19 protein-coding genes are annotated in these 23,511 nt (G+C 29.2%); 4 read left to right on the forward strand and 15 right to left on the reverse strand.

Going from position 1 to position 23,511, the window contains the following annotated elements:
• Window positions 1-90: 90 nt before the first annotated feature.
• Window positions 91-432 carry a hypothetical protein gene (locus tag IC219_RS03710; protein ID WP_255612860.1) on the reverse strand — a complete coding sequence of 114 codons (342 nt, stop codon included), beginning with the start codon at window positions 430-432 and terminating at the stop codon, window positions 91-93.
• Window positions 433-676: 244 nt separating this feature from the next.
• Here IC219_RS03710 and IC219_RS03715 point away from each other — a divergent pair, with 244 nt between their 5' ends.
• The gene (locus tag IC219_RS03715) at window positions 677-1,888 is read left to right on the forward strand and encodes an ROK family transcriptional regulator (protein WP_227830632.1); all 1,212 of its coding nucleotides are present in this window, start codon (window positions 677-679) and stop codon (window positions 1,886-1,888) included.
• Window positions 1,889-1,987: 99 nt separating this feature from the next.
• Window positions 1,988-2,503, forward strand: a complete 516-nt coding sequence (locus tag IC219_RS03720; protein ID WP_227482506.1) for a ferritin — start codon at window positions 1,988-1,990, stop codon at window positions 2,501-2,503.
• 133 nt (window positions 2,504-2,636) lie between these two features.
• Here IC219_RS03720 and IC219_RS03725 read toward each other — a convergent pair whose 3' ends face one another.
• From IC219_RS03725 to IC219_RS03755, 7 genes are all read right to left on the reverse strand, one after another.
• Window positions 2,637-4,736, reverse strand: coding sequence for an acetate--CoA ligase family protein (locus tag IC219_RS03725; RefSeq protein WP_227482505.1), 2,100 nt, complete (start codon window positions 4,734-4,736; stop codon window positions 2,637-2,639).
• A gap of 124 nt (window positions 4,737-4,860) precedes the next feature.
• Complete coding sequence (locus IC219_RS03730; protein WP_227482504.1) at window positions 4,861-5,400, reverse strand: 2-oxoacid:acceptor oxidoreductase family protein; 540 nt, start codon at window positions 5,398-5,400, stop codon at window positions 4,861-4,863.
• 2 nt (window positions 5,401-5,402) lie between these two features.
• Window positions 5,403-6,143 carry a thiamine pyrophosphate-dependent enzyme gene (locus IC219_RS03735; RefSeq protein WP_227434863.1) on the reverse strand — a complete coding sequence of 247 codons (741 nt, stop codon included), beginning with the start codon at window positions 6,141-6,143 and terminating at the stop codon, window positions 5,403-5,405.
• Between the two features lies 1 nt (window position 6,144).
• Entirely contained in the window at window positions 6,145-7,194 is a 1,050-nt protein-coding gene (gene vorB, locus IC219_RS03740; RefSeq protein WP_227434866.1) for a 3-methyl-2-oxobutanoate dehydrogenase subunit VorB, read from the reverse strand.
• 16 nt (window positions 7,195-7,210) lie between these two features.
• Entirely contained in the window at window positions 7,211-7,429 is a 219-nt protein-coding gene (locus IC219_RS03745; RefSeq protein WP_227434869.1) for an indolepyruvate ferredoxin oxidoreductase subunit alpha, read from the reverse strand.
• 32 nt (window positions 7,430-7,461) lie between these two features.
• Window positions 7,462-8,565, reverse strand: coding sequence for a histidinol-phosphate transaminase (hisC, locus tag IC219_RS03750; protein WP_227434871.1), 1,104 nt, complete (start codon window positions 8,563-8,565; stop codon window positions 7,462-7,464).
• 99 nt (window positions 8,566-8,664) lie between these two features.
• Complete coding sequence (locus IC219_RS03755; RefSeq protein ID WP_227434873.1) at window positions 8,665-10,095, reverse strand: MFS transporter; 1,431 nt, start codon at window positions 10,093-10,095, stop codon at window positions 8,665-8,667.
• 674 nt (window positions 10,096-10,769) lie between these two features.
• Between IC219_RS03755 and IC219_RS03760 the strand changes: the two genes are divergently transcribed.
• The gene (locus IC219_RS03760; RefSeq protein WP_227830633.1) at window positions 10,770-12,134 is read left to right on the forward strand and encodes a sodium:solute symporter family protein; all 1,365 of its coding nucleotides are present in this window, start codon (window positions 10,770-10,772) and stop codon (window positions 12,132-12,134) included.
• 23 nt (window positions 12,135-12,157) lie between these two features.
• Window positions 12,158-12,811, forward strand: a complete 654-nt coding sequence (locus IC219_RS03765; RefSeq protein ID WP_227434875.1) for a TetR/AcrR family transcriptional regulator — start codon at window positions 12,158-12,160, stop codon at window positions 12,809-12,811.
• Window positions 12,812-12,931: 120 nt separating this feature from the next.
• Here the strand turns inward: IC219_RS03765 and IC219_RS03770 are convergent, their stop codons facing one another.
• The 7 genes from IC219_RS03770 to IC219_RS03800 all read right to left on the reverse strand — a co-directional run bounded on the left by IC219_RS03770 (window position 12,932) and on the right by IC219_RS03800 (window position 23,467).
• A complete protein-coding gene (locus tag IC219_RS03770; RefSeq protein WP_227830634.1) occupies window positions 12,932-13,714 on the reverse strand; it encodes an alpha/beta hydrolase in 783 nt (260 codons plus the stop codon).
• A gap of 98 nt (window positions 13,715-13,812) precedes the next feature.
• Window positions 13,813-14,979 (reverse strand): AI-2E family transporter, encoded by a 1,167-nt coding sequence (locus IC219_RS03775; RefSeq protein WP_227434877.1) that lies wholly within the window; start codon window positions 14,977-14,979, stop codon window positions 13,813-13,815.
• Window positions 14,980-15,125: 146 nt separating this feature from the next.
• Window positions 15,126-16,490: an aldehyde dehydrogenase gene (locus tag IC219_RS03780; protein WP_227830635.1), complete on the reverse strand. Its 1,365-nt coding sequence runs from the start codon at window positions 16,488-16,490 to the stop codon at window positions 15,126-15,128.
• Window positions 16,491-16,697: 207 nt separating this feature from the next.
• The gene (locus IC219_RS03785; protein ID WP_227830636.1) at window positions 16,698-17,237 is read right to left on the reverse strand and encodes a flavodoxin domain-containing protein; all 540 of its coding nucleotides are present in this window, start codon (window positions 17,235-17,237) and stop codon (window positions 16,698-16,700) included.
• A gap of 232 nt (window positions 17,238-17,469) precedes the next feature.
• Window positions 17,470-18,741 carry a GTPase HflX gene (gene hflX, locus IC219_RS03790; protein ID WP_413926913.1) on the reverse strand — a complete coding sequence of 424 codons (1,272 nt, stop codon included), beginning with the start codon at window positions 18,739-18,741 and terminating at the stop codon, window positions 17,470-17,472.
• Between the two features lie 654 nt (window positions 18,742-19,395).
• Window positions 19,396-21,228 carry an ABC transporter ATP-binding protein gene (locus tag IC219_RS03795; protein WP_227830637.1) on the reverse strand — a complete coding sequence of 611 codons (1,833 nt, stop codon included), beginning with the start codon at window positions 21,226-21,228 and terminating at the stop codon, window positions 19,396-19,398.
• Window positions 21,221-23,467, reverse strand: coding sequence for an ABC transporter ATP-binding protein (locus IC219_RS03800; protein WP_227830638.1), 2,247 nt, complete (start codon window positions 23,465-23,467; stop codon window positions 21,221-21,223). The genes IC219_RS03795 and IC219_RS03800 overlap by 8 nt, the downstream gene beginning before the upstream one ends.
• Window positions 23,468-23,511 lie beyond the last annotated feature (44 nt).

Raw genomic sequence — 23,511 nt, forward strand, 5'->3', positions numbered from 1 at the left:
TAAAATGACTTTCCCATTTTAGAAATAGGAATAATTATTTTTTCAAAATAACCTAAAAAATAAGCTTCTAATAACTTAAAAATCTGGAATCTAACTTCTTCTATTAATCTCGTCTGTTATTAATGATTTAGAAATATACATTGCTTTTATTATATTTCTAAATCGTTTGTAATTAGTAGTACCCTCTGCAAATTTTGACTGTGCTTTTTCACATTTGCCTATACTTGAAGATACAGGTCGTAGTGCTTCTATTAATTCTTCTTTTGTATATTTATCAATTATATTTTCATCTGTTATTAATGATTTTGAAATATACATTGCTTTTATCCTATTCTTAAGGAGTGAGTGTTGAGAAGTCCCTTCCATAAACTTTAGTTGTGCTTTTTCACATCTTACGATAACTGAAGATACAACTCTTAGTGTTTGTATCAATTCTTCTTTTGTATATTTATCTATAAGTATTTCACCTCAAATCCTAATTTATTATTGTATACCTTAACTTACTCTAATATTTTTTCATACTATTATAACATATTTTTAGTGCTATTCTAATATATAATGTGATATATTCTAATTAATGGTATTTTCGAACTTAATCAAATGTTATTCTATTATAAGGTCATAGTATATATATGAAAATACATAAAAATACTTAACTTTTTTAAGGAGATCTACGATGAGCAACAAACAAGGTTCTAACATAAAAGATGTAAAAATTAAAAATAAGTTAATAATACTGAAACTACTTTCTACAAATACTCCTATGTCTAGAGTTGATTTAGCTAAATCTACAGGTCTTACTAAAATGACTTTATCAAACCTAGTCACTGAACTTATTAATGAAAATATGATTAGAGAGATAGAATCATCAACTTTAAATGCACATTCATCAGGTCGTAAACCTATTTTATTAGATATTTCTAATATCTCTCCTTGTGTTTGTGGCATTTTGATAAGAAGAAATATTTGTAAGGTAATCATTGCAGATTTAAAAGGTAATATTGTCAAACAACTTTTTGAGACTTACCCTAAATATCTGTCAAATGACGTTTTAAAAGATATAATAAAACGAATGTTTTCTAAAATAATGAAAAATAACAAAAGAGATATAATTGGAATTGGGATTTCTTCAATAGGTCCTGTAGATAATATAAATGGTATAATATTAAATCCTCCAGACTTTGGAAACGTATCAAACCTAAACATAGTAAATTTTATAGGAGAAATATCTGATTTACCTATATTTTTGATAAATGATGCTAATGCAGGTGCTTTGGCTGAAAAAATGTATGGTCTAGGTAAAGATATTCCAAATTATATATATCTACATATAATGAATGGAATCGGAGCTGGTTTAGTATTAGAAAATAAACTTCACACTGGTAATTTAGGGCAAAGTGGTGAAATAGGGCATACATCTATTAATTTTAGTGGTCCAGTATGCAGTTGTGGCAATAATGGATGTCTAGACTATTATACAAGTGTGAGTAAGTTAATTAAAAGAATTGAATCGTTAAGTCATATTTATCCAGATTCTCCACTAATTAATTGTAAAGATTTTTCTCTAGTCAAGTTAATAGATGAAGCCAATAACAAGGATAATCTAGGTATGTTTTTACTTGATGAATTTTGTACATATATATCATATGCATTAGTAAATACACTTACCTTAATTGATTGTAGTTCTATAATAATAGGTTATGACTTTAATATTCCTGGTACATTTATAGAAAATACATTATTAAAGAAATTGACTGCTTCAGCAAGTTTTTCTAAATATAAAAAAATAAATATAAGGCATTCAAATTTTGGAGCAAATGCACCACTAATTGGTTCTGTAGCCATAGTAAGCTATAATTTTTTTAATGGTAGTATAAGTTTTGATTAAATATGTAAAATATTAAAATATTTAATCACTTTTGTTGAATATTTTTCCATTTAATATTATTATATCTTATAAGAGCGTTTAAAATTTGGAGGTATAAAAATGATTTCAGCTAAAATGGAAAAATTACTTAATGAACAGATTAACCATGAATTATATTCTGCATATCTTTACCTTTCTATGTCTTCTTACCTTGAAGCAGAAGGACTTAAAGGATTTTCTAATTGGTTTTATGTTCAATATAAAGAAGAAACAGACCATGCTATGTATTTCTACAAATACTTACATAATGTAGGAGGAAATGTTCAGCTTGATGCTATACCAATGCCAGATGCAGACTTCACTTCTGCAATGGATGTTCTTGAACGTACATTAGCTCATGAACAAAAAGTTACTGCTTTAATAAACAATCTAGCTGCTGTAGCAAACTCTGAAGCAGACTTTAGAACTTCTCAATTCTTACTTTGGTTTATATCTGAACAAGCAGAAGAAGAGACAACTTGCGAAGACAATATAAAACGTGTTAAACTTGCTGGAGAAGGTGGGTTATTCTTTGTGGACCAAGAATTGGCTACTCGTACATATTCAGCACCAACAAATCCACCTGTAACAATATAAAAATATTACCATTAAAATTTTTAGTATAATAGATAAGGTGTATTAAATGTGGGGTGACTGAAAATCACAATCTATAAATTAGTGTGATTTTCAGTCAGTACTTTAATTATGGTTGAATACCAAAACTTGTTAACTATTTATATTTAACTATTAAGGCGTCTACTACACATACACCTTTTCCTTTAGGATATACGAACACAGGATTTAAATCTATTTCCTTAACCTCATCCTTGTTTTCATAAGCATATTTACCTAATTTAACCATCATATCTGCAAGAGCATCAACATCACAAGGTTCACTACCTCTGTATCCATTTAAAAGCTTAAATGATTTCAACTTCTTAAGCATCATTATAGCTTCATCATGATTTATAGGCAAAGGATATAAAGTAGTATCTTTAAATACTTCTACAAATACTCCACCTAAACCAACCAATAACATTGGTCCAAACTGGTCATCATTAGTTATACCAATAATTATTTCTATTCCACTTTCAACCATTTCTTGAACCAATATACCATCAATCTTGGCATTTGGCTTTGCTTCTTTTACGTTAGTTAAAATCTCATTATATGCGTTTACTGCCTCTTCTCTATTATTAATTCCTACTTTGACTCCTCCAACATCAGACTTGTGTAATATCTCTGAAGAGTTTATTTTTAGGACAACAGGATAGTTTATATAATTTAAAATTTCATCCAATTCATCAATACTTTTTGCAATACCTTGACCTGGCACTGGTACTCCATATTTCTTCATTTCAATTTTACTGTCTAATTCCGATAAAGCTACTACATTATTTGAGTTTCTTTTCTTAACAGCTTCAAATTCTAAAGTTCTCTTTGAATAATCATAATCTACAAATTTAGCCATTTTATTGAAACAAGTAAATGTAGTCCCAACTGATGACATTATAGGTACTTGGCTGTTTTCTAACCTAGCCCTATAATTCAGATATCTATTTCCTTCAAGTGTAGGAACTGCAAATACAGGTTTCTTTAATCCCTGCTCTCTAGCTTCGCTTACAGCTTGACAAAGAGTCTCATGCATTTCATTTTCTTCATCTCTTATATTTGCACCTATCATAGTAAATCCAACACTATCATCTTTATCAAATGTGTGTAATAATCCTACTATCATATCTTTTTCATGGAATAGTGCAGTCGTAGCATCCAATGGATTTTTAGGTGTTGCAAATCCTGGAAGATATTTTTTCATCTCTTCTTTAGTTTCAGCAGATATTTCTGCAAGTTCTACGCAATTTTCTTCTGCTAAATCTGCACAAATAGTATTTTCTCCGCCTGAGAAGTTTATTGCTGCAAAATTAGAATTTTTAGGTAAATTACCCTCTAAGACACTAAAAGCCTGAGCTAAACTCATAAATTGTTCTAAATTCTCTACAGAAATTACTCCATACTTTTCAAAAATACTTTCAAAAGCTTTACTTGAACCAGCTAAGTTTCCTGTATGGGAAGCAGCTGATATAGCTCCTTTTTCTGACCTTCCTGACTTCAAGATTATTACTGGTTTTCTTTTTTGAGCTGCTTTTTTTAGTGCATTTATAAATTTTTGAGGATTTTTTAGTCCCTCAAGATAAATAGCTATTACTGATGCATAATTATCATCTACAAGAAAATCTACTGCATCTTCTAGTGTAACTATATTTCCATTTCCTGTTGAAAAACCATAAGATATATTAAAATAATCACTTGAAACAATTTCTGCAGTTATAAATCCACTTTGCCCTACAATTCCTATCCCTGGTTTTTTAGTATCCAAATCCCACTTAGAACCACCAGCCCATAGATTAACTTTATCTATACAGTTTAGTAATCCCATACAGTTTGGACCTAATATTTTCATATCATATGTATTAGATATTTCTATAAGTTGATTTTCTAAATCTACTCCATCTTCTGTTCCTTCTTCTGCAAATCCACTAGCATATACCACTGCCGCCTTTGTTCCTAATTCTCCAGAATCCTTTAATACAGATGGAACTACATTTCTAGGTGTGCATACTACCACACAGTCTACAACTTCTGGAACTTCTTGTATTGTCTTATAACATTTTCTGCCAAATAACTCTTCTCTTTTTGGATTTACATAATATACTCTATCTGTATCTTTACTTTTTACTATGCTAAGTGCAGCACTTCTACCAAAACCAAGTTTATCAGTAACTCCTACTATAGCAATACTCTTTGGTCTAATAAGTTTTTCCAAACTCATAAATTCACTCTCCTATATGTTTATAGTTGTGATTTTAAGTAAATTCCATCTCAAGATAAAGCTTCTCTTGGCACTTAAGATTTGCTAAATCTTGAGATGAATCACTTAAGATAAGGGTAATTTATTAAATGGCGTTATTATAGCCTTCCATGAATGCTGCTTCATTTTGAACATTAAATTTGCCTTTTCCTTTTTCCTCAAAGAAATCACACATAGTTTTTATAGCTAATTCTTTCTCAAATAATCCTGTTTTTGCAACCAATGCTCCAAGAACTACTACATTTGCGGCTTTTGGATTGTTTGCCTTTTGAGCTAATTCCTGACAATTTATTTTAACTACATTTACATCTTCTCTTAATACTATATTTTCATCTATAGCAGACGTATTAATAACTACTGTTCCTCCTTCTTTTACTAAATTTATATAATCTAAGGATGGCTTATTCATTGCTACTAAAACATCTATTTCTTCCATATCAGGTCCACCTATACTCTCATCAGAAAACTTAACCACACTATATGCTTTTCCACCTCTCATAGTTGGACCATATGCTGGCATCCAAGTAACTTGTTTTCCTAATTCAAGTGCTGATTCAGCCACAATTAAACCTAAAGTTAAGACTCCTTGACCACCAAATCCTGCAAATACTAACTCTTTTTCCATAACTATTCACCATCCCTTTGCTTAAATTCGCCAAGAGTATAATATGGCACTATTTCTTCTTCAATCCACTGGATAGATTTTTCTAATGATACACCCCAGTTAGTTGGGCAAGGTGCTAATATTTCAACCAATGAATATCCCTCTCCATTCAATTGAGCTTCTATAGCATTTTTTATATATTTTTTTAGATTAATTATTTCTTTTGGACTATGAACTGAACCTCTTGCTACATAGGCTACATCAAAGTAATTTGCCACCATTTCAGGAACTTTTAATGGACTACCAGTAGTTTTTATATCTCTTCCATTTACACTTGTTGTTGTAACTTGACCTGGCATAGTAGTCCATGACATTTGACCACCAGTCATTGCAAAGTTATTGTTATTTATTACAAACACAGTTATATTATGATTTCTATATGCAGTATTTAATGTTTCAGAAAGACCTATAACATATGCATCTCCATCACCTTGATAAGTCATAACTAACATATCTGGTCGTGCTACTTTTACTCCTATAGCTGTAGATGAAGCTCTACCATGTGCGGTTTGCATCTTATCTCCATTCCAGCTAAAATTCATATTACAAACACAGCCAACGCCTAAAGTTAATACATGATTTTTTTCATATCCATTTTCTTCTATCACTTCTGCTATTATACGGTTTACTATTCCATGACCACAACCTGGGCAAAATTTATTTGGTATTGAAACAATGCTAGGTGTTAATCTATCTGTAGCCATATTAGAACACCTCCTTAATTTCGCCAGATTTTATTTTGCTGTAAGTGTCCATTACTTGTAATGTTTTTGGTATATGATTTCCACTAAATAATCCATAAACAGGTACATTTTCTTTGCATATTTTCTTTGAAGCTAATGCAACATCCTCTACTAACTGCCCTGTATCAGTTGACTCTACTGAGATAAATCCTTTTACATCTTTATTTACCTTTTCAAATGCTTTATATGGGAAAGGCCACACTGTTATTGGTCTTATTATTCCAACCTTTTCGCCTTGTTCTCTAAGTCTTCTAACCGCATTCATAGTTGTTCTTGATGGTATCCCGAACGCTACAAACACATATTCTGCATCTTCAACTTGATAATCTTCCCATTGTTGTTCATTTTCAGTTATTCTCATACGCTTTTCCATACAAAAAGCTGGTTTTTGGTTATCTGGAACTTTTGCATGGTCTCTATTGCTTCCATCATAAGTCCAACCTAAGTCTTCTTCTCTTTTCTTAAATTCAGGAAACTCTACTGGTTCCATCATTTGACCTAAAGCTGCTTCTGTCAAAATTTCAACAGGCACTCTATATTTCTCCGCTACATCAAATGAGTTATACATTAAATCTACAGTTTCTTGAATACTATTTGGTGCATAAACTATTAGATGATAATCTCCATTTCCTCCCCCTCTAGTGTCTCTTAGGTAGTCTGTTTGTGCTGAATCTAGTGAACCAAGACCAGGTCCCCATCTTTGCACATTTACAATTACACAAGGATAATGATTTGCACATAAATATGAGATTCCTTCTTGTTTTAAAGATATTCCTGGTCCTGAAGAACTTGTCATAGACCTCATTCCACTTGCATATGCTCCATATACCATATATATAGCAGCCATTTCATTTTCAGATTGTATAAAAGTTCTTCCAAGTTCAGACATTCTATGTGATAAAAATTCCATTACCTCTGTTTGTGGTGTGATTGGATATCCTGCATAAAACTCACAACCACCTCTTAGAGCTGCTTCTGCAATGGCGTGATTCCCCTTCCACATTTTTTTCATATTCTCCCAACTCCTTTTAAGCCTCTTGACATGCTTCTTCTTTAATTATTTCAAATACATTGTCTGGACATACTTGATAGCAGATTCCACAAAGTATGCATTTGCTTTCATCGACTTCTACATGAGTATATCCTTCTGTGTTTATATTATCGGATATTTTTAATGCTCCTTTTTTACAAGATATAACGCAGTATTCACAGCTTTTACATCTCTCTGCGTTTATTTTTAAACTCATAGTTACACCCCATTTCGTAATATTTCTATCTATTAGCCAATACTTGGCTCTTCCTTAAGATTTAATATTTCTTTTAAAACTGCTACAAATTTCTTGTTTTCTTCCATAGTTCCAATACTTACACGTGCATGTGTAGCATTTGGTCTTATTACAAAACCTTTTTGTTTTAAGTCTTCAAATAGCTTAGGTATATCTGTTTTCATATCTACATAAAGGAAGTTTGATTGTGAATCTACAACATCAAATCCCATTTTTGTGAACTCGTCTTTGAAATAATCCATTCCAACTCTATTTAACTCATATGTCTCCTTTATAAATTCATCATCATCAAGTGCTGCTGTTGCTCCACTTATCGCAACACGATTAGCAGAGAAAGGTTCTTTTACGGTAAATAAAGTTCTTATTATCTCATCTTTAGCAATACCATACCCTACTCTAAGTCCTGCAAGACCATATATTTTAGAGAAAGTTCTTGTCACTATAACATTGTAATTTTCTCTTACATATTTAAGCCCATCCACATAATTAGGTACTGTTAAAAATTCTATATATGCTTCATCTAATATAGTTATAATATTTTCAGGGACTTTCTTTAAAAATTCTTCCAATTCTTTATCATCTACAATTGTTCCTGTTGGATTATTAGGATTACATACACATATTAACTTTGTTTTATCTGTAATCTTATCTAATATACCTTGTAAATCATACTTATAATCCTCTGTTAAAGGTACCTCTACTGGTATTCCTTCATTTTTAACAGTTGCTGTTCTATAAGACGGGAATGTTGGGTCACAGTATATAACTTCATCCCCTCTATTTATAAAAGCTTCACCTATTAGCGTGATAACGTTATCTGCTCCATTAGCAACAATGAAATTTTCTGCTTTTAGATTCAATTTTTCAGCTAATTTTCTTCTAAGTTCATTAGCTTCTGGCTCTGGATAAAGTTGACCTTGTTTTAACATTTCAATCATAGCTTCCATTGCTTTTGGTGATGGTCCTAGAGGATTTTCATTTGAAGCTAGTTTTATTATTTCTTTTACACCATATTTTTCTTTTACTTTTTCTATTGGTTCACCTGGAACATATTGATGTAATTCTTTTACTGTATTTCTCAATAATTTTTCTATCATTTTTAAAAGCCCCCTCTGTATATGTATTTTCATTTATATAAACGCTATTGCGTCTACTTACTCTCACAACTAAACTAAGTCATTTACTCAAATTTTTTATTAAGCGTTTCTTTGATTTAATTCTTCTCTTATTTGATTTAATTTTTTATCACTTACTGGATATAAGATTGCTATAACAACAGCTATTATTAAAGGTATTGCCATAGAGTAAGAAATCATATTTATAAAACCTGTTTTAACTGCTGCTGTAACTACCATATCAGCTTGATATCCCATTGAATTCATTAAAATTGTTCTTATAGTAGTCGCAAGTAATACACCTACTTGTATTGCAACTGGATATAGTGACATACTTAAACCTGGTAAATCTTTTCCTGATTTCCAATGTCCATAATCACAAGAACCAGCAAAGAAGTTAAGATTTATTATTGATACTACATTTGAGAAACCTCCACCAATTGCCAATAACATAGTTACACCTAAAGTTGTTCTCCCCCAAGGAGTCCATGCAACTAACAAGTGACATAATGCACATATAGAGAAAGAAATTATTGAAGCTAATTTTTGTTCTTTACAAATTCTTATAAATACTGGTGCGAAAAACATAAAGCCTACACTTACCAAAGGCATTATTGCTAAAAATACTGCTAATCCACGTTCATCTTCTATTACATACTTAAAGTAATAAGGAGCTAAAGGTCCTAGCCCTATAGATCTTATGCATATAAGAAACTCTAAACAGAATGCCATCATAAGTGGTACATTAGTAAATAAAGCTTTTAGCATTTCACTTGCTTTAATTTTTGGTTTTTCTTCTTTTTGAAGTACTTCAGCTTCTGCTCCAGACTTTATTATCTCTGTTGAAGAAAACCAAAATACTAGAAGACATCCTACTGCAAAGAATAGATAAGTACCTAAATAACCCATTCCTTCTCCACCTAGTACATCTGCAAATAAAACTAATAATAACGGATATGAAAAACCTACTAAAAATTTTCCAACTTCTTTGAATATATTTGTAGTAGTCGAACCTATAACTCTGTCTCTAGGTGTTTTAGTAACCACAGGGTAAATAGCATAGATTATAGTGAAAACTACTTGCTGAGCACAAGATGCTATTAACAATAATGCTGTCATTAAAGGTAAAAGTAATGTTGGGCTTATTTTCATTAATGGAACTATGAAAAATACTCCATATGTTAGTGCTAATGCTGCTGGTGTATATCTAAGCCAAGGATAATATTTTCCTTTTTTAAATGGTTGTTTGTCAAATACAGTCCCTGTTATTGGAGCCACAGCCATCTTTATGAAAGATTGTATTATTTGCATACCACCTGCCATAATTACCCCAAGCTTTGCTACATCAGTTAAAAATATGTTTGTTACTGTTGATACAAAGTAGCCTATAAAATTATATGCCAAATTTATAGAACCTGAGTAAGTGTATACTGCTCTCTTTTTAGGGTCTCTCATATCATCTCTAAAGTTTGATATAAGGTTTCCTTTTGGTTTGCTTTCTTGACTACTCACATCTACCCCTCCTTAATATAATTTATTCTTTATTTATTTTTATTCACGTATAATAATTTGAATTTCAAATCCAACTCTACACTTTTTATAATTCGAATCAAATTTTTATATGTGTATAATTTTAATTTAATTATATTCTTAAAATTCAAAATTGTCAAACACTTTTTGGTTTTATTTTTTCATTACTCAAATGAACTAAAAAGGCATTTATACTTAATTTAAATCGTTATTTTTATTAATATATCCATATAAAGTGTCCCCAAAGCATACATTCCAAATTATTTTATCAAAATTTTACTTATTTTAAATTATTATAAATTTATTCAAGAATAATTTTTATCTTCTTTTTATATACTACAATCAGATATTAAAAATATTTTTTCACCCTTTAAATTCCTTTTATTTTTATACATGTACTATTGATTTTAAAATAAAAGCATGTTACAATTACAAAAAAGAATATATCAAGTAAACGTTTATTATAATCTTTAATTTCAGAATTTTCAATTTTCTTATTTTATCTAACTTTTACATAACATCATATGTTAAATTATTGTAGCTACACTAATCCAAAGCCAGTTAAAGTCAATATTGTCTTACTTTTATATAAAATATATTTTATAAATATATTTTATAAATTTTATTTAAAAAATATTATATAAGGAGAAAAAATTATGTTACTTTTAATTGCTACATGTGCAGTGTACATATGGATTGGCTTTTATTTTTCTAAAAAAGTTAAAACAGCATCCGATTTCCTAATTGCTGGTAGAAATCTTCCTTTACCCATACTTGCCGCAACTATTGCTGCTACGTCTTTTGGAGGAGGATGTTTGGTTGGTGGAGTTCAATGGGGAGCTGAAAGAGGACTATGGGTTGGTATGTACTCTACTATAGGTGCGGCTTTAGCTTGTTTTGTAAATGCGTTTTTTGCAGGAAAATTAAGAAGCTTATCATGTGATATAACACCTGCTGACTATATTGAAACTAGATATGGTCATAGTATATTCTTAAGAGCTTATCAATGTCTTGTAACACCAATATCAATATTAGCTATTATGGGCAGTCAACTAATATCTTTTGGTTCTGTATCTACTGCATTTGGTATCCCTTATGATATAGCTGTAATTGTAGGAGTCATAGTAATCATTATATATACTTATGCATCAGGAATGTGGGGAGTTGCAGTATCAGCATTTATTCAACTTGCTATTTGTGTAGTATTTTTGCCAATAGTAGCTTATATAAGCTTAAAATTAGTTGGCGACAATCCTTTACTTATGTTACAATCAATGGTAAAAGAACCATTCTTCCCAGGAAATAAGTCGCTTAGTGATTTTATGTATACAGTTTTACCATTGGTTTTAGGCTCAATATTTTCTTATGAAAGTTTTTTGAGATACCAATGTGCTGATAATGCTAAAAATGCAGTTAAAAGCAGTGTTATTGCAGGATTTATACTATTATTTCTTGCTTTCCCTATAGGCATAATTGGAGCTATTGGTGGTAGTTTATTTCCAAACATATCATCTGTTCAGGTTTTACCTCAAATGATATCAACAACTCTACCTCCTTTAGTTTCTGTATTATTCTTAGCTGCTATATTAGCTGCCATAATGTCCACTGCTGACTCATTAATGACCTCAATGAGTGCCATAATATCGAGAGATGTTTATAATAAATTATTACATCCTAATATAGAGTTTAATGATTTAAAAAATACTCTTAAATACTCTCAAATCGCCTCAGCTTTAACAGCTATAATAGGAGCAATTATAGCACTCAAGTTTGACAGTTTATTAGAACTATTATTTTGGCCAGCACCATTATGTACAGGTGTGATATTTGCACCATTTGTCATTGGTCTTTCCTGGAAAGGTGCTACAAAAAAAGGAGCTATCTGTGCTGTCATAGTAAGTGCAATATTAGCATTTTTAAATATGATTGGCCTCCTTACTGTCTTTGACAGAATTTTAGTACCTATAATAGGTGGTTCGGTTACGATATTTATAGTTAGTAAATTTTCAAAAAAAGATTGAAAAGAAAGGTATACACAGTAAATATGTCAAAATCAGAAAAAGGTAAGGAAACAAAAGCTAGTATTATAAGTGCTGCTAGAGAATTATTTTTTGAACAAGGTTATCACAAGACAACCACTAGGCAAATTGCAGAAAGAGCCAATATAAATTTAGGCTTAATAAGTTATTATTTCTCAAGTAAAAGTGAAATAGGAGCTATAATATATGAAGATATAAGGGATGAAATGCAATCTTTAATCTATAATTATCATGAAGAAGGTACAATGATGATGTTCTTTCTTGCTATGAATGCTGACCTTTGTTTTCTTTTAAAAAATGAAGCGTATAGAAACTTTTATTTGGATATAGCTTATGAGGAAGCTATTTTAAGCTATCAACGAAGTGTAACTGAAATGGTCATGAAAAGATATGTTAATGAAAAAGAATCTATAGAACATGACGAATTGATACTTTCCTGTATTGGTATACTCGCTATGAAACCTGAGATAATTAGGGTCTATACTTCACATAAATATGATATATCTTATCAATCTGTAATAAAATATTTTACAAAACAGTTTCTAATTAACCTTGGTCACAGCACTGATTTATGCGAAGATATTTTAGAAGAATTGAGTAAATACTATATAGATATAGTTGATAATTTTACGCCAATAATAACTCGCATAAGAACTTAATAAAATTTTATTGAACTTTTAGAGACTGAAATTTTGAAATCATAATTGTATTTTAATATTTCAGTCTTTATTACGTTTAAAAATACTTTATAATATTTTGCTCTAATGACAATAAAATGCTTATCCAATTGCAGCTATAAATTTCTTTATCCATAAATCCCATAGACGCCATTCATGACCACCAACACACTCTTCATATACAATATCAACATCTAAAGATTCTGCATATTTTTTAAAGGTTTCATTATTCTTATATAAAAAATCCCTATCACCACAAAATTGATAAATTTTAGGAATATCTTTATTACTCTCTTTAAGATTCTTAAGTATGTAAAGTAAATCATTCTCACTATTTCTAGCATCTTCTGGTTTCCCAAAGTCATGGAATAGAATATCAGCATTTGTTTCTATTTGCTGATTTTCCAACTCATGAATCATATCAGGTGAACCAGAAAAACTTGCTACTGCTGAAAATTCATTTGGTTTTGAAAGTGCTAATTTTAAAGCGCCATACCCTCCCATAGACATTCCAGCTACAAAATTATCTTCTCTCTTATCTGATAAAGGAAATATAGCTCTAACAAATCTAGGTAACTCTTCACTTACAAAGGTGAAATATTTATGTCCATATAACATATCTGTGTAAAAACTAGTTTCTACCCTTGGTATTACTAAAGCTATATTTTTGCTTTTGGCATAATGTTCTACATTAGTGTATCTAATCCATGAACTTTGGTCATCTTCTAGCCCATGAAATAAGTACAATGTTTTAAACTTACCTTCAAAGTCATATATCTCTTTGCCAGTAAATAGTTCTTTTCCATTTGCTATAGGTAAAACTACGATTATATCAGTCTCTCCTCCTGTATATTTTGATTTAAATTTACATTCTATAAATGCCACAAAAAACACCTCTTTTATAATGAATTTATTATCTAAAAAACACCAAGATTTTAATTGTCTCAGTGCTTTAAATATTTTATTAATTTATATATTTTTAACTACATATAATCAGAAGTATCTGTTGGTAATCCTTTTTTATCTAATTTACCCTCAATAATATCTTTAATTATAGAATAAATTACTGCAAATAGAGGAACTCCTATTACCATTCCAACAAAGCCTAATAATTTACCTGCAACTAACAATGAGAATAAAATCCAAAATGCAGATATCCCAATTGAGTCTCCAAGTATTTTAGGTCCTATAATATTTCCATCTATTTGTTGTATTATTAATATAATTAACAATAACCATAGTGCTTGTATTGGAGAAACAAACATTACTATTATTGTAGATGGTATTGCTCCAAACAGTGGTCCAAAGAATGGAATAATATTTGTAATACCAATTATTACTGATATTAATAATGTATATGGCATTTTTACCACTGTAAGTATTACAAATGTTAAAATACCTATAATAAATGAATCTAGTATCTTACCACCTAAAAATCTACCAAATGTATAGTTACTTCTGTGAGTTAATTCTAGAATTTTAGCAGCTTGTGTTTCTGTAAAAAGTGCATAAGTTATTTTTTTACTTAATCCATAGAATTTTTCTTTATCAATTAGCAAATATACTGAAACAATCAATCCTAGTACAATATTCCATATACTAGAAGCTATATCCTTCAACATATTTCCTAATATTGGTATTAAATCTGTTACAAATTTTATAATGTATGTGACAAATTCATTCCATTTATCTACTGCTAAATTAAAGTATTGTTCATCAAGATTTAAATCAGTCATTAATTTATCAAGAAGCTTAGTTGCGTTGTTTACATACATAGGTATATCATTTGCTAATCCAACAATACTCTCAATTACTTGAGGTAATACGAATTGCATAAATAAGTAAAGTATCAATGCAGCTGTTGCATATGTTAATAAAAGACCCAATCCTCTTTTTGATTTTTGTTTTAGGTTTTTTAATTTTTCACTTTTGATAAAAAGTCTTTCTTCATAAAATTTCAAAATAAAATTCAGAAGATATGCAATAGCAAACCCTATTATAAATGGCTGTAATGTTGTAAACATAATATCTAAATTGTTAGAGAATACATCAATTTGTGATGATATAAGATAGAATATAATACTACAAGCAGATATTATAAACGTATAAATTGCTATTGTCGTGTACTTTGTATTCCAATTAATTTTCATTTTTTCCTCCTTATTTCTATATAATTAAATTTTATCACAAAATTACTACTTTTATAACAAATATGCCAAATTAAAATTTTTAATTTGATAAAATATAATCAAAATATATATTTTTAATTTGATTTGTATTTTTTCTACAATATAGTTTACATCATTTTTTTAAGAATTTTAATTAATTTATCATTATATGGTGCATATCTAATAGGAATATCTAAATTTAATTTTTTCAATACACTTTTGTAATGCGTAAATGTATCAAATCCTGCTTTACCATGATATGAACCCATACCACTTTCACCAATACCTCCAAATGGTAAGTAGTTGGTAGCTATATGGATAATTGTATCATTTACACAACACCCTCCTGCTGGAATCATTTCTAAAACTTTATTTTCCAAATACTTATCTTTTGTAAATATATAAAGAGCTAGTGGATTTGGTCTTTGTATAATTTCTTGCAAAATTTCGTCTAAGTTTTTATATGTCAAAACAGGAAATACTGGTCCAAATATTTCCTCCTTCATTATATCATCATCCCAACTAGCATCATCTATTATAGTTGGCTCTATTTTTAATGTATGGTTATTATAATTACCACCATATACTACCTTTTCCATATCAATAAGGGATATTATACGCTTAAAATGCTTTTCATTTATAATTTTAGGAAATTGCTCATTATCACATGGATTCTCTCCAAAATACTGTTCAATATAATATTTTATTTTCTCTATTAACTCATCTTTTTTATTCTCATGTACTAAAATATAATCTGGTGCTACACAAGTTTGTCCTGCATTTATTAGTTTTCCCCATGTCAATCTTTTTGCAGCAAGATTTATATCTGCATCTTCTAGTATAATACAAGGACTTTTTCCTCCTAGTTCCAAAGTTATAGGAGTTAAATACTTTGATGCTGCTTTCATAATTACTTTACCTACCGCAGTGCTTCCTGTAAAAAATATATAATCGAATTTTTCTAAAAGTACTTTTTCGCTTTCTTCTTGGTCACCTTGAACTACTGCAATATATTCTTTTGAAAATATACTTTCAAGTATGTCTTTGATTATATGTGAAGTTGATACAGAGTACTCAGAAAGTTTTATTATTGCACAATTGCCTGCTGCTAATGACCAAACCAATGGTATAAGAGCTAGTTGAAATGGATAATTCCAAGGTGACATTATAAGTGTAACACCATAAGGTTGAGGAACAACCTTAGATATAGATGGAAAATTGACCATACTTGAACGAACTCTTTTTGTTTTGCTCCATTTTTTTATATTTTTTATAGCAAAATTCAACTCACTATATAAAATACCTACTTCTGTCATAAATCCTTCAAAATTTGATTTATTTAAATCCTGTTTTAATGCCAAAAGTATTTTATCTTCATTTTTTAATATAACTGACTTTAGCTTTTTTAACTGCTCTAAACGAAATGATACATCTCTTGTTTTACCTGTATTATAGTATTCCCTTTGCATCATTACTATCTTATTTATATCCACTATTTAAAACCCCCTCTTTAAGAATTAGACTACTCTATTTTTAAAACAAATTGTTTAAATTTCTATTAATATAATTTTTATACAATAATAAATTCATATCAATATAACATAAATTTACAAATAAAAAAAGCCCCCCTTTTAGATACAGGAGAACTAATAAAAAAATTGTATTTTTAAGAATTAATTACTCTATAAATTACAATATAGTTATAAGCTTGTATTTTGAAGTTTATCCACATAATCAAGTATAGGATTTAGATACTTTTTATCACACCAATCAAAATCTTCTCCTAATAATAAAGAAGCTTCTATTGGATTAAAACCTTGACGTTGTTTTTTAGCTATTGACTTTTTAAGAAAACTACAAAGAGTGGTATCAAGCCATGACATTTTTGTTTCATTCCATTCGCCACGGCAGTAAAAACAAGGAATATTATTCAACTTATCCTTAAAATTAACTTCTCTCAGTTTTCTTATTACTGAATCATCATATGGAGATGCTCCTACACCAAAAACAACTAGATTTTTACCTGCTAATTTCTCATAGTGCTTTTTAAAAAAAGAAATTCCTGCTATATTACAAGCATAAAGACCTCCACCTAAAATAATTGTATCGTAATCTATAATCTTTTCTAGATTAACATCCTTAATTTCAAAAATATCACAAGCTAATGATTCTGAAAGCCATTTAGCATATTTTTTTGTTGAACCATACTTACTTTTATAAATTATCACTATATTTTTCATGTTAATTATCTCCTTAATCTTGATAATAACTATAATTAGTAACTAGTTACTTTATATTATAGTAATTAATTACTTTTGTGTCAATAATCTTATTTTTTATCATATATAATGAAGCGGTATAGCTTAGATAACTATACCGCTTTATACAAATTATAATTTATAATAATTTTACAACTTAACTCCAAACTAACTACTTTAAATAAATTCTAGATTACAATACCTTTTAAAAAGTTTATTCTAAAACATACTTTTTATACTTGTTATATTCTATATTACTACATTCTACATCTAAAAGAGTTCCCTCTTCCATATATTCTGTATTTATGACACTTGTATTATTATTAAAATAAGAAGCTACATTTCCTTCACTGTATGGAATCAAAAGCTTACATCTTATATAATCTTTAAATATGCTATCACAAATGCATTTTACCATTTTGTCTATATTTATATTTTTTTTGGCTGAAACAAATATACCTTCCTTGCCTATATCATCTACAATATCATTTAATAATTCTTCATCAACTAAATCAATTTTATTGTAAATATTTATTATAGGGATATCATTTGCGCCAATTTGATTTAAAGTATCTACTGTTACTTTAATATGATTTTTATAGCTTGGATTTGAAACGTCAATAACATGTAATAACACATCTGCTTCGCACACTTCTTCTAATGTCGACCTAAATGCTTTTACTAAATCATGTGGTAGATTACTTACAAATCCAACTGTATCAGACAATAAAAATTCTTTATTATCTTGAAGAACTATGCTTCTAATAGAAGTTTCTAATGTCGCAAATAACATGTTTTTTTCAAATACTTTCTTTTCTTCAGAGTTTTTAAATATATCAACTAATTCATTCATTATTGAAGATTTTCCGGCATTTGTATATCCAACTAAAGCTACATTTGGAAGATTAGATTTTTTTCTCATATTTCTTTGAGTTTCTCGTTGGAATTTTAAATCATCTAATTCCCTATTTAGAGAAGTTATCTTTTCTTCTATTCTTCTACGGTCGAGCTCTAATTTCTTTTCACCAGAACCTCTATTTTTAGTACCTACTCCTCCACTTTGACGCCCTAAATTTTCATTTGAGCCTATAAGTCTTGGTAACATATATCTTAAACTTGCTACTTCCACTTGAAGCTTGGCTTCTCTAGTTTTTGCCCTTTGTGCAAATATATCAAGTATCAATGCTGTTCTATCTATAATTTCACAGTTTAATTTTTCTTCAAGGTTTTTAAGTTGTGATGTAGAAAGCTCATTATAAAACACAACTATATCTGCTTTTTCTTGTTTTATTATATTTAATAATTCTTCAACTTTACCTATACCAATATAATATGCTCTATTAACCTGCTTTGCATTTTGAGTTATACTTCCTACAACATCAATATTGCATGCAGAGCATAAGTTTTCAAGCTCAATCATTAGTTCGTTGAAATCCTCAGATTTACTATTTATGTTTAGTCCTACTATTATTCCTTTTTTTGCCATATCCATATTCTCCTTATATACTATTTTTTATTTAATATATAGCACGAGATTATGGCTCTATAATTAAATTCATTAAGAATTTGCTTGTTTAGTTTTATCCTTAAATGATACTTCTAATTTAATATTATAATAACCATAATCGTGCGTTATTTTCTTAATCTTATATAAAAAATCACTTTAAAACACCTCTCCTCAATTATATTATGTAGTTTTTTCAATAAAAAAACTCCTTATAAATCTAAGTAATACAAAACAATCTACTTACATTATAAGAAGGATTAAAATTCTAAATATATATTAAAAATATGTCAATTTAATTGACTCATATGTAATTATTATATTATATTTAACCCAATTCTTAAATTTAAGTAGTTTTTTACACAACTAATAAAAGTAACTAAAGTAGATAACTTTACATAATTGTTAACTATTAAAATTAAATTTTATTATTAATAAAATTTAAAGAATACGATTAAATATACATTTTGATAATCACCTCCAACATTTTCCTTATTATATATTATAACAAAATACATAACTTTGTAAATACATAAAAAAATAGATAAGATTATATCTTACAAAATATAATCTTATCTACATAGTTTATTCTATATTTCTCTTACAACGATACTCATATTTTAAAGTAAATTCTTACTACATTGCTTCATCTTCTTCAAATTGAGAATTGTAAAGATTAGCATAGAATCCACCTTTCTTTAGAAGTTCCTCATGGTTTCCTTGTTCAACTATATCTCCTTCATTCATAACAAGAATCATGTCAGCATCACGTATAGTTGATAATCTATGTGCTATAACAAAGCTTGTTCTACCTTCCATAAGATTATCCATAGCTTTTTGAATTAATACTTCTGTTCTAGTATCAACAGAACTTGTAGCTTCATCCAATATTAAGATTTTAGGGTCTGCTAAAATGGCACGAGCTATAGTCAATAATTGTTTTTGACCTTGAGAAACATTGCTTGCTTCTTCATTTAATTTCATGTTGTATCCATCTGGCAATGTTTTGATAAATCTATGAACATGTGCAGATTTAGCTGCTTCTATAACTTCTTCATCTGTAGCATTTAGTTTACCATATCTTATATTTTCCATAATTGAGCCACTAAATAACCATGTATCTTGAAGAACCATACCAAACATTTCTCTAAGCTCACTACGATTGAAATCTTTAATATTATGACCATCAATTAGTATTGAACCACTATTAACATCATAAAATCTCATTAAAAGCTTAACTATAGTAGTTTTACCTGCTCCTGTAGGTCCAACAATAGCAACTTTTTGACCAGGTTTAACATTTACTGAGAAATCATTTATTATAGTCTTATTTGAATTATATCCAAAATTAACATTTTCAAAATCAATCTTACCTTCTAAACCATCTATTGAAACTGCATTTTCAACAACTTGGTCTTCTTCTTCCTCTTCTAAAAACTCAAATACTCTTTCAGAAGCTGCTGCTGTTGACTGTAGTAAGTTAGCAACCTGTGCAATTTGAGTCATTGGTTGTGTAAAGTTTCTTACATATTGTATAAATGACTGTATATCTCCAACCTCAATTGTTTTCTTAATTGCAAGCCAACCTCCTAAGATTGATACCATTACATATCCTAAGTTTCCAATAAACATCATAAGTGGTTGCATTATCCCAGACAAAAATTGAGATTTCCACGCTGAATTATACAAACTATCATTTAATTTATCAAATTCATTAATTGCTTCTTCTTCACGATTAAATGCTTTTACTATTGTTTGACCACTATAAGTTTCCTCAACTTGACCATTTACATTCCCTAAATATTCTTGTTGAGACCTAAAGTATTTTTGTGATTTCTTTACTATTCTTGAAATTACAAACATTGATATTGGTAATATTAAAATTGCCACTAATGTCATAATACCACTTATAGATAACATCATTATCAAAACACCTATCATAGTTGTTACTGATGTTATAAGTTGTGTCATACTTTGATTTAAACTTTGGTTTAGAGTATCTATATCATTTGTAATTCTTGATAGTATTTCACCATGTGTTTTAGTGTCAAAATACTTCATTGGCAATCTATCTAATTTTACTGAAATCTCTTGTCTTAAATTATAAGATACTTTTTGAGAAATTCCACTCATTATGAATCCTTGTATAAAAGAGAATAGTGCACTTACCAAGTAAAGGCAAAGTAATAATACTAAAATTTTTCCAATTGCGTCAAAATCTATACCTACATTACCTCCAGAGACTTTGCTCACTAATCCTTCAAATATCTTTGTAGTCGCCTTACCTAAAATTTTTGGACCTACTATAGAAAACGATGCACTACCAATAGCAAATACAATTACCAAAATTATTGATATTTTAAATTTAGATAAGTATGCAATTAGTTTTCGCATGGTTCCTTTAAAGTCATTTGCTTTTTGTCCTGCTCCTATAGATTTTCCCATAGGACCTTTTCCCATTCTACTCATTAGCTAGCTCCTCCTTTGAAAGTTGTGATAAAGCTATTTGCTCATAAACTTCGCAATTTTTTAGAAGCTCTTTATGTGTTCCTATTCCAACTATTTTTCCTTCATTTAAAACAACTATTTGTTCTGCATGCAAGATGGTACTAATTCTTTGTGCAACTATTAATACTGTACTTTCAGCAGTTTTTGATTTTAAAGCTTTACGAAGAGCTGCATCAGTTTTTAAGTCAAGAGCCGAAAAACTATCATCAAATATATAAACTTCTGGATTTTTTGCTATTGCTCTTGCAATAGAAAGTCTTTGTTTTTGACCTCCAGAGACATTTGTTCCACCTTGAGAAATTTCAGTTTTAAAAGCTTCTGGTTTAGAATCAATGAATTCTGTAGCTTGAGCTATTTCAGCTGCAGCTCTCATTTCTTCATCTGTTGCGTCTTTTCTGCCATATTTCAAGTTGGATTCTATGGTACCAGAGAACAATATTCCTTTTTGAGGTACATATCCAATTTTTTCTCTTAAATCATGTTGAACAACATCTTTTATATTAACTCCACCAAGTAATATTTCTCCCTCAGTAACATCAAAGAAACGAGGAATTAAATTTATAAGAGTCGACTTACCACTACCAGTACTTCCTATAAATGCAGTTGTTTCTCCTGGTTTTGCTGTAAAGGATATATCTGTCAATATAGCTTCTTCTGCATCTGGATACATGAATGAAACATTTTTAAATTCAACAAGACCTTTTTTATCTTCTTTAAATTCTTGTACTTTTGATTTTTCTGGGTCTTTGATACTTATATCTGATACCAACACTTCATCTATACGTGTAGCTGAAACAGATGCTCTTGGAAGCATAATAGATATCATTGATATCATCAAGAATGACATTATTATCTGCATTGTATATTGTATAAATGCCATCATATCTCCAACTTGCATTGCTCCAGAATCAACACTATATGCACCTCTCCAAACTATAAGAACTGTAATAAGGTTCATTATAAGCATCATAGCAGGCATCATACATGTCATAACTCTATTTACAAAAAGATTTGTTTTAGTTAAATTTTTATTTGCTTCATCGAATCTTTTTTCTTCATGTTTTTCAGTACTAAAAGCTCTTATAACTGGAATACCTGTAATTATCTCACGGCTTACTAAGTTTAACTTATCGACAAGCTTTTGAACCAATTTAAACTTAGGCATAACAACTGAGAATAATACAATTATTAAAGATAAAATGGCTACTACTGCAACTGCTATAATCCAAGCCATTGAAGTATTAGTATTTAAAACTTTTATTATTCCACCTATAGCCATTATTGGAGCATAAAAAACTATTCTAAGTAGCATAACCATCAACATTTGTATCTGTTGAATATCATTTGTACTACGAGTGATTAATGATGCTGTAGAAAACTCATTCATTTCACTATTTGAAAATGACATAACTTTTCTAAAAACTCCACTTCTTAAATTTCTTCCTACGCTTGCTGCTACTCTTGCTGCTAAAAATCCAACTGTAATTGTAGCTATCATACTAATCATAGCTATACCAAGCATTTTTGCACCAGTAAGTAATATATAATTATTTTGCATATTTTCTGTATCAATACCTATGTTTTCATATTCTGCTTTTACATATGATACTGAACTTTGTGTTATCATACTTTCTGGCATACTTTCAAAGCTTTTGCTCATCTCTTTAGTTAATTTGTCTAATTGTTCTGTTGGCATCATTGATAACACTTTAAATATATCAACTTCTTCACCTTGAGTCCCTTGTGTAGGAAGTTGACTCATTATCTGAGATTTCATTGCTTTTACTTCCTTACTGTCCCCCTCAAGCCCTGATACAATTAAAATAGATTTACCAAAAATAGTATTTAACTCATCTATAGTATCCTTGTTTTTAGTATTTAACTCATAAAGAGATTCGTCTTTTAAATTTGGATACTTCTCTTTATACTTGCTGTAATCTTCCTTATTCAATAAAGTATAATTGTCTAATATTTTATCCTTATTATCTTTATCCATAAACAAAGTAATCTTATCTAATTCACTTTTTCTAATTATAGATGGAACAGAGTTTTCTACTCCACCTTGCTGTATCCCTATATTTACTATATTAGATGTATATTTTGGTAAAGAAAGGTCACATACTGCTTGAACTACCAATAAGCATACTATTATTACTATTGATAAGGCTGACTTCTTTAAATATTTAATTAATTTAAACATACACTTCTTCCCTTCTGTAATATTAATTAGTCTGATAGCATTAA

Origin of the sequence: Clostridioides sp. ES-W-0018-02 (genome assembly GCF_020658175.1) — a bacterium.
In the GTDB taxonomy this organism is placed as follows: domain Bacteria; phylum Bacillota; class Clostridia; order Peptostreptococcales; family Peptostreptococcaceae; genus Clostridioides.

Excerpts from the sequence above, each read along its gene's own strand:
- IC219_RS03720 (WP_227482506.1), top strand. The coding sequence starts at position 1,988 with ATGATTTCAGCTAAAATGGAAAAATTACTTAATGAACAGATTAACCAT.
- IC219_RS03730 (WP_227482504.1), bottom strand. The coding sequence starts at position 5,400 with ATGGAAAAAGAGTTAGTATTTGCAGGATTTGGTGGTCAAGGAGTCTTA.
- IC219_RS03775 (WP_227434877.1), bottom strand. The coding sequence starts at position 14,979 with ATGAAAATTAATTGGAATACAAAGTACACGACAATAGCAATTTATACG.
- IC219_RS03715 (WP_227830632.1), top strand. The coding sequence starts at position 677 with ATGAGCAACAAACAAGGTTCTAACATAAAAGATGTAAAAATTAAAAAT.
- IC219_RS03785 (WP_227830636.1), bottom strand. The coding sequence starts at position 17,237 with ATGAAAAATATAGTGATAATTTATAAAAGTAAGTATGGTTCAACAAAA.
- IC219_RS03800 (WP_227830638.1), bottom strand. The coding sequence starts at position 23,467 with ATGTTTAAATTAATTAAATATTTAAAGAAGTCAGCCTTATCAATAGTA.
- vorB (WP_227434866.1), bottom strand. The coding sequence starts at position 7,194 with ATGAAAAAAATGTGGAAGGGGAATCACGCCATTGCAGAAGCAGCTCTA.
- IC219_RS03760 (WP_227830633.1), top strand. The coding sequence starts at position 10,770 with ATGTTACTTTTAATTGCTACATGTGCAGTGTACATATGGATTGGCTTT.
- hisC (WP_227434871.1), bottom strand. The coding sequence starts at position 8,565 with ATGATAGAAAAATTATTGAGAAATACAGTAAAAGAATTACATCAATAT.
- hflX (WP_413926913.1), bottom strand. The coding sequence starts at position 18,741 with ATGGCAAAAAAAGGAATAATAGTAGGACTAAACATAAATAGTAAATCT.
- IC219_RS03745 (WP_227434869.1), bottom strand. The coding sequence starts at position 7,429 with ATGAGTTTAAAAATAAACGCAGAGAGATGTAAAAGCTGTGAATACTGC.
- IC219_RS03735 (WP_227434863.1), bottom strand. The coding sequence starts at position 6,143 with ATGGCTACAGATAGATTAACACCTAGCATTGTTTCAATACCAAATAAA.
- IC219_RS03725 (WP_227482505.1), bottom strand. The coding sequence starts at position 4,736 with ATGAGTTTGGAAAAACTTATTAGACCAAAGAGTATTGCTATAGTAGGA.
- IC219_RS03795 (WP_227830637.1), bottom strand. The coding sequence starts at position 21,228 with ATGAGTAGAATGGGAAAAGGTCCTATGGGAAAATCTATAGGAGCAGGA.
- IC219_RS03765 (WP_227434875.1), top strand. The coding sequence starts at position 12,158 with ATGTCAAAATCAGAAAAAGGTAAGGAAACAAAAGCTAGTATTATAAGT.